Annotated in this window: 7 protein-coding genes and 2 pseudogenes; 5 read left to right on the plus strand and 4 right to left on the minus strand. The window is 44.2% G+C overall.

Features of this window, described 5'->3' with window-relative positions:
* Positions 1–227 (minus strand): hypothetical protein (locus AAKU61_RS21705; protein ID WP_354335626.1); only part of this gene is annotated, 227 nt, incomplete at its 3' end.
* A 416-nt stretch (positions 228–643) separates the two neighbouring features.
* Positions 644–1,006 (minus strand): hypothetical protein, encoded by a 363-nt coding sequence (locus tag AAKU61_RS21710; protein ID WP_354335628.1) that lies wholly within the window; start codon positions 1,004–1,006, stop codon positions 644–646.
* Between the two features lie 1,135 nt (positions 1,007–2,141).
* Here AAKU61_RS21710 and AAKU61_RS21715 point away from each other — a divergent pair.
* From AAKU61_RS21715 to AAKU61_RS21725, 3 genes are all read left to right on the plus strand, one after another.
* Positions 2,142–2,477, plus strand: a complete 336-nt coding sequence (locus AAKU61_RS21715) for a hypothetical protein (RefSeq protein WP_354335630.1) — start codon at positions 2,142–2,144, stop codon at positions 2,475–2,477.
* A gap of 76 nt (positions 2,478–2,553) precedes the next feature.
* Positions 2,554–2,847 (plus strand): hypothetical protein, encoded by a 294-nt coding sequence (locus AAKU61_RS21720; RefSeq protein WP_354335632.1) that lies wholly within the window; start codon positions 2,554–2,556, stop codon positions 2,845–2,847.
* Between the two features lie 277 nt (positions 2,848–3,124).
* Entirely contained in the window at positions 3,125–3,337 is a 213-nt protein-coding gene (locus tag AAKU61_RS21725) for a hypothetical protein (RefSeq protein ID WP_354335634.1), read from the plus strand.
* A 1,208-nt stretch (positions 3,338–4,545) separates the two neighbouring features.
* Here the strand turns inward: AAKU61_RS21725 and AAKU61_RS21730 are convergent.
* Positions 4,546–4,695: pseudogene (locus AAKU61_RS21730) on the minus strand (ATP-binding protein); the annotation flags it as partial.
* Between AAKU61_RS21730 and AAKU61_RS21735 the strand changes: the two are divergent.
* Positions 4,684–4,887, plus strand: a pseudogene (locus tag AAKU61_RS21735) (IS6 family transposase); the annotation flags it as partial. The pseudogenes AAKU61_RS21730 and AAKU61_RS21735 overlap by 12 nt on opposite strands.
* Here AAKU61_RS21735 and AAKU61_RS21740 read toward each other — a convergent pair.
* A complete protein-coding gene (locus AAKU61_RS21740) occupies positions 4,837–4,992 on the minus strand; it encodes a hypothetical protein (RefSeq protein ID WP_354335636.1) in 156 nt (51 codons plus the stop codon). The pseudogene AAKU61_RS21735 and the gene AAKU61_RS21740 overlap by 51 nt on opposite strands.
* Positions 4,993–5,081: 89 nt before the next feature.
* Here AAKU61_RS21740 and yjjJ point away from each other — a divergent pair, with 89 nt between their 5' ends.
* Positions 5,082–6,440, plus strand: coding sequence for a type II toxin-antitoxin system HipA family toxin YjjJ (yjjJ, locus tag AAKU61_RS21745; protein ID WP_354335638.1), 1,359 nt, complete (start codon positions 5,082–5,084; stop codon positions 6,438–6,440).
* The last annotated feature ends 127 nt before the right edge of the window (positions 6,441–6,567 follow it).

Consider the following 6,567-nt stretch of genomic DNA (forward strand, 5'->3'; position numbering starts at 1 on the left):
GAATTTGTTCCCATTTTCTTTTGCAATGCATCCACTACTTCAACTGCCATACCATCTACTTTATCGCCGTTTTTAAAACTGATTGGTGGCCAATTCTCGGTATAAATCGTTAATTCAACACTCTGCACTGGTGTAACCGGTGCGATGAAAAGAACAGACACAATAAATTTAAATACTCGCAACTGCCATACGCTTATTCGGCAAGTTGTGTTTTTAAAAAGGCTCATAAACAATTTCTCCAACTAGATTTGCTGTAATCAGGTAGAAGTCGTTCGACTTCTAAATTGGCATTGCGCGAAATTCTAAGATTTGTTTTGAACTAAATCACACTGCCTTAGCACAATCAAAAAAGCTTGGTCGTCTAGGAGTTATTCCCATTTAAGAAAACATGTGTACATTATGTGTTCTAAAAATAGGATACCTTGAATGAACTCTGCGAGGAAAATTTTAAAAGATGATCAAAGGAGGAAGTGCGCGCCTCTGTTACAAGGGTACGACGGCGATATCCCAAAAAAGGAAATCGGTGAGCGAACATCGACATGCGCATCGATCGCCTAAAACATCCCTGAACGCCGATATGCAGTGATTGATGTGACGAAAGCTCCAATCTCAATTACGAATCTAATTCGGCTCAAAACTTCGCTCATAAATGATCTTTCTTATATTTTGAAAGCCATGCCCTTGAATCTGCAAGCTTCTCCCCATTACATTCAATGGTCCTCATCGCGTCTTCGGCTCCGATTTCTCTCCAAACCGCAACGCTATGACCACTAAACTGAAGTTTGACAACATGCCACCTTTCAAATAGATCTCGATGAACATTAGAGAGATCGTTTTCGTCCAGAATGTTAGCTAGGAGCTGTTGTCCAGCTACCTGCTCACCTCTGCAGAACCACAGCCGGAATTCGATGCCAGTTAAGTTCAACAGGTGAAACACCAATGCTTCGTCCACCTTTCGAACTGCTGCATCAAGTTCACCGTACTGGTCAAGTTCGGCCTTTGACATCTTCTTTGCGACGAGCTGATCGCTTGCAGTCACCGCGCTCTATGAAAAACATGGATTCAAGAGACCAACACTGAAGAGCAAAAACAATCTAAATGTAACCATCACTGAAGCATTCCTCTAATATTTTCAGTGAATCGTTATTTGGCTAAACGATTCAATACAACACGAACTTCTTTTACATAAATTGCTTGATTCGTTACTTCAATTTTCACTGCTAATACTTTTGTCCTAACCTGGTATTCATTGAGCATCAATGCACTTTAGTCTCACAACGTAGCCGCATGCAGCGACAACAAATCTATCCCAGTTCCCAATACTGTAACTCATGCAGGATGTACATTGTCTATATTTATTTACTGACCTGACACGCGTAAATTAAGCTTCCTGGTGTTCTTGCTTTCGATGTCACCCACCGCTCAGTGTAAGTTTCAATAAGCCAAAAATGATATGGAAGCAGACCAGCACCTACTACAAAAATTATGACCCCGCTTCCCGCACGGTGCGCTCGTACCGAATTCCACGGATACAGCCCATCATTAAATAAACACCATAAAGACCAGAAAGTATCTGAAAATCAATATAGCTATTGCTAGCAAACTGAGATCCATTTCGTCCTCAATCGTAAAATATCTATCGGATAATTGGTTAGATTAGACGAAATTAAGCGCGAGTCCAAGGCTGTTTTTTTAAATGACAAACCAAATTACTCCAAAACTAGTTCCCAAGTCTCACTCTTAATGATATCCCGCAAATGAATCGCTGCGGGATCACTACCGTCCCCCGCTCCCTGTTTCATTTATTTTCGTCTACTTTTTTATCCAGCATTTGGCTTTCAAATACGATGTGCTCTATTGGCCTGCACGCTCAATTCCGTCAGTGCATCTTTTGACGGAATTCATTATTTAAAAAACGAGATGTCGCGTTTTATCTTTGAATTTATTTGGGACATTCTCTAATTTTCCGCAATTTGACAAGACGCTTTTGTGTGGGATTCTGAAATTGTTCAGCGAATGATTTTAGCGGGCGATCTTTGAAATCAATGACCTCAACATGATTAGTAGGCCTTGTCTTTAACGTCGACCTGCAATCATTCCTTACTACTAGATCGCGTCTGGATTCACTCTGAAAGTTGGCTATGAAATTCTTCTTAAAATTAGTGTTTGTTATTGGCGTTATTTTAAATTGTCTCACCGGATGTCAGGCACCCAAGTCTGAAGCGGGAGATGCATTTATTGGACATTGGCAAGATAGGGAGAGGTCGGGTAACAAGCTCGAGATTGTTAAAAATGATGCGCATTTTATCGTTAGAAAAACTACTATTTACTGCTTCGATCATTGCACTCGAAATTATCCGGCCGTATTGAAAGATGGCACATTAGAAATACGGAATGGATTGCCTCTTTTTTTGACGATCGACAAACACACCGGCTATTTGATCTGTGACGGGCGTGACTATCAGCGCGTTCAATAGATTCGCTTAGTTAATTTCACGCGATCAATTCTTATCGTCAATTTACCCAAAAGGAAGCACAAAATGGAACAGCTCTATGGAATATTGTTCTACGGCGGTCTTATCGGCGTCATTGGATATCTGTGGTACCAAGGATCAGTTGCAGGACCGCACCGGGACTGGCTGTCTTGGCCTACGTTGGAAGAGTATTGGAAGCAGCATCCGGAATGTAAGACACGCTCTGGGACACAGTGCCATCGCTGTCATTCGCGCGCTATTAGGCAATACGGCTGGAGTAATCGGGCAGATCATCGCCGGTACTTTCAGTGTAATCAATGTAACCGCACGCTCTACCGCGGCTAGGCAAGTAATCCGTCATTGTGTTCAATGAGTTTTAATGTAGGAGAAGATCGATGCTGATATTAGCAAAACGTGTTTTGATATTTAGTTGGAAATTATTTTGCGCGATTTTTATTGGTGCCTGGAGAGCATCAGAGTCCGCCCATGGGGAAGTTCAAGAGCCTGGGTGGCGAGGCTTCTCGCGCTTTACCCTTCGTGCCTATTTTTCACCTTTAGGGGGTGCGATAAATGGAGTGAAGCAGTAATGGCGGCGGGGGCTCTGAGATCTAGTTGTCTATGATTCGAAAGTTAACTAATGGAGATACACAATGCATATCGTCAATGGCTGGGTGGAGTTTGAACATAATGAACAAGCGTGCTGGGAAACTTTACTAGACCGCAAACTCGGTGCAATAACGCCGACTTTATTACGTGAATTAGGGGAAAGCCGTGTCAGGGAACTCGTCGATGAGGGTTGTCTTATTTGGGCGAAAATAGCAGCGCAACAGGTAAATGATATGCCTTACTGTCTTCTGCAATAGCTCTTTAGAGGTCTTATTTGACGTCCTTGTCCCGTGAGGGAATGTAGGACGTCAATCATTTGTATGTTTGCCCTTGACAGAACAATCTAAAAGCGACTCGGCTCACTACCATTACCTTTTGTATCACCGTATGAGCCCTTATCATTAGGAACTTATCCAACGCGTTGGAAAAGTGGTGGCGAATGCTATTTCGTTGAGGCTATTACCAGCACTACGTTTTGGTGATTTCGTTTATCGTTGTATCACTGCATAAAAATGTGGCAACGAGAAGTCTTGTTGAATTTGTGAGGCACAGACCGCGCTTTTTCAACGCTAAATTGACTTATCCACAACGTTGCCCACTGATTTTGTTGAAAACTTTTGCACACAGCGATGTCCTCATCTCTTCCCAATAACGACAATTTCATACAAGACGATACTCATCAGCTGCAATTTGAATAAATAGCCGTCGTTATTTCTTGGGTAGTGATCAACTGTTTTTCCTACTATACGTAATGGTCGACAAAAATCCTGTCTATGGGTGGTTTTGCAGCAAAGCTGATATAGTCGTTTTCTAACATCTGATCGCCTTCACCATAGTTGAGATTGAGGGCAGATTATTAGCTGCAAGAAAAATTTAATAATTGAATGGCAGCTGTCTAAAAATGACTGCTCACCATGTACCCAAAGCGGTCATAGCGTATTTGAAAAACAGACATTCGAGGTTCAAGGTCGTATGGTTAAGCTTCAATTCTGTTGTTCGCAGGTTGGAGTCGCTTCATTGGACTTTGGGACGAACTGCTGGTCGCTCGCTGCCGCTTTATATTTTAATCCCGCCGTGGTTAATGCGGGCAGCGTATCATTCGCCCAATCAATGTGTTCGGCCTGGCGCTTCCGCAACGAGACACGCATCGTCGGTGGATCAGCAGAAACTGGATAGACTGCCAGATCTCCCCCATGCGTTATTCCACCATAACTGGGCGCCGGCCCCCGTCACATGTTCAGGCTACATAGAAACCGGGTTAAGCCACGCAGTGAATTTGTCATCGGGGATCGTCTTAGGAAGCGTGAACCAATGTGTTCACGCTTCCTTCTGGCGCCTTTTCTCGACCAGAAAGACGGACATGTATTGCGACATAATTCTGATCTGGATATCCATACCCTCTCTCGTATACCGGTTGATTTGAAACCGTTGAGTCTGTCAAATAGCGTCCAATATTTACCACCTGTCAGCGTCCAAATTTTTCCACTTTATCGGCTTGTTCAGAACGATTTTTGCTGTGCTTAAATCGGTAAGAATCGTTCCCAGTTTCCAATATATCGCAATGATGCGTAACACGATCAAGTAATGCCGTAGTCATTTTTGCATCGCCGAACAGGGCCACCGCGCCGTCAAGCGTGTGACCCGGCCGATGCTTAACTTCAAATGTTTTCTCTCTGCTACCTCCGTGCTTACAGGTATCGAGCTGATACACATGATCCGCAAGGACCAGTTCGCCGTCGATGACGCTGCACCGATGTCACACGCCGACCAGATCTATGCGTTGGCGGGACAAGACCGTCCAGTGTAAGTCGGGGTCATACTCAGGATGAAAAATCTGCGCTTGGCTCAACAACGCGCTAGGACCCGAAAATTTGCCTGATTTTTTTCTTTGACCGATAAAGATATAATTCATATATCGTTACAATGATCGTTACATAAATTAATTATTTTTATTAATTTACAGAATTAATTAACGATATTTTATTGTAAAATAATCGTTACATGAAAATATCTCAATCAGTCATCGAACTTCTTCGCACCTGGCATCGCCAACAATCGGGCGAATTGTTGACGCGACTAGGTGTGAGCCGGCCATCTTTGATGCGGGCAATTACTGAATTGGGCGATCAAGTCGTTTCTCGTGGACGTGCTCGCCGAACGACTTACGCAGCGCGGCGAGGAATTCGCGGTGCTATAGCTCCGCTGATGCTGTATTCCGTCGATATCAAAGGAAGAACGCATGAAGTGGGGCAACTTGAGCCTGTCTATCCGACAGGTTGCGCAATGGACTTTACTGTACCATTTCCATGGCCACTCGATGACGAAATGAAAGACGGTTGGTTTCGGGGACTGCCTTATCCATTGGCAGATATGCGGCCACAAGGATTTTTAGGTCGTAATTTTGCGCATCAGTATGCATCTATTCTGCAGGTCGATGACGATGTTACCCGCTGGAGTGAAGATGATGTGTTGCACGTGTTGAGCACAGTTGGCTTCGATCAACCAGGCAATTACATCTTGGGTGAGCCGGCTTTGCGTCGGTTCTATGATGAACAGCAAAAGTCTGCGAAGTTTCTCGATGATGACAACATCATCAATGCATTTCCAGAATTAGCTCAACAGGCGCTTAACTTTGGCGTTGTAGGATCATCAGCTGCGGGAGAATTTCCAAAGTTTACTGCCCGGCGTATGGGAAAAGAACCCCGGCATGTCATTGTAAAATTCTCAGGATCAGATAATTCGCCACAAGAACAGCGATGGTCAGATTTACTTGTGTGCGAGCACCTTGCGCTGAGTGCGATTGCTGACACTCTGAAAGTTCCGGCGGCGAATAGTCGTATTTATCAATTTGGCGGTCGGACATTCTATGAAGTTGATCGATTCGATCGACACGGGGAAGTCGGACGTTCTGGAGTGTGTAGCTGGCATGAAATCAATTTTGCTCTTTTCGGGAAGACCGGATCATGGTCTGAAGGTGCGAATGATTTGTTCGAAAATAACGATATCTCAGAAGACACCCAACATCAGATAAAACTCTTAGAGCACTTCGGTCGTTTAATCGCCAATACCGATATGCATGACGGCAACCTGGGATTTCGGCCCCATCTTATTCTAGCGCCAGCTTACGATATGCTACCGATGTTCTATGCACCGCAGCGCGGAGTTGAATTGGTTGACCGAAAATTTATGCCTCTGTTACCTGCCCCAAGAGATCGGCCAACATGGATAAAAGCAGCGGAAGCAGCTACAGTATTTTGGTACCGTGCAGCAGGTGATCAACGGATCAGCGATCACTTTCGTATGATTTCAGCAGCTAACGCAAAACAAATCGATCTTTTGATTAGGTCACAACGCGATTAACAATCTGGCAAAAACGGTAGTGCACTGATAGCCGGCGTTGGTGCACTTCAAACTCGAAAAGCGGTGATGTTACGATGCGGCCTCAATTTTACTGATCGCCCCGATGCCCAACAAACACAACGACGAT

The sequence above is a fragment of the Undibacterium sp. GrIS 1.2 genome, from assembly GCF_040544435.1.
GTDB lineage: Bacteria > Pseudomonadota > Gammaproteobacteria > Burkholderiales > Burkholderiaceae_D > Undibacterium.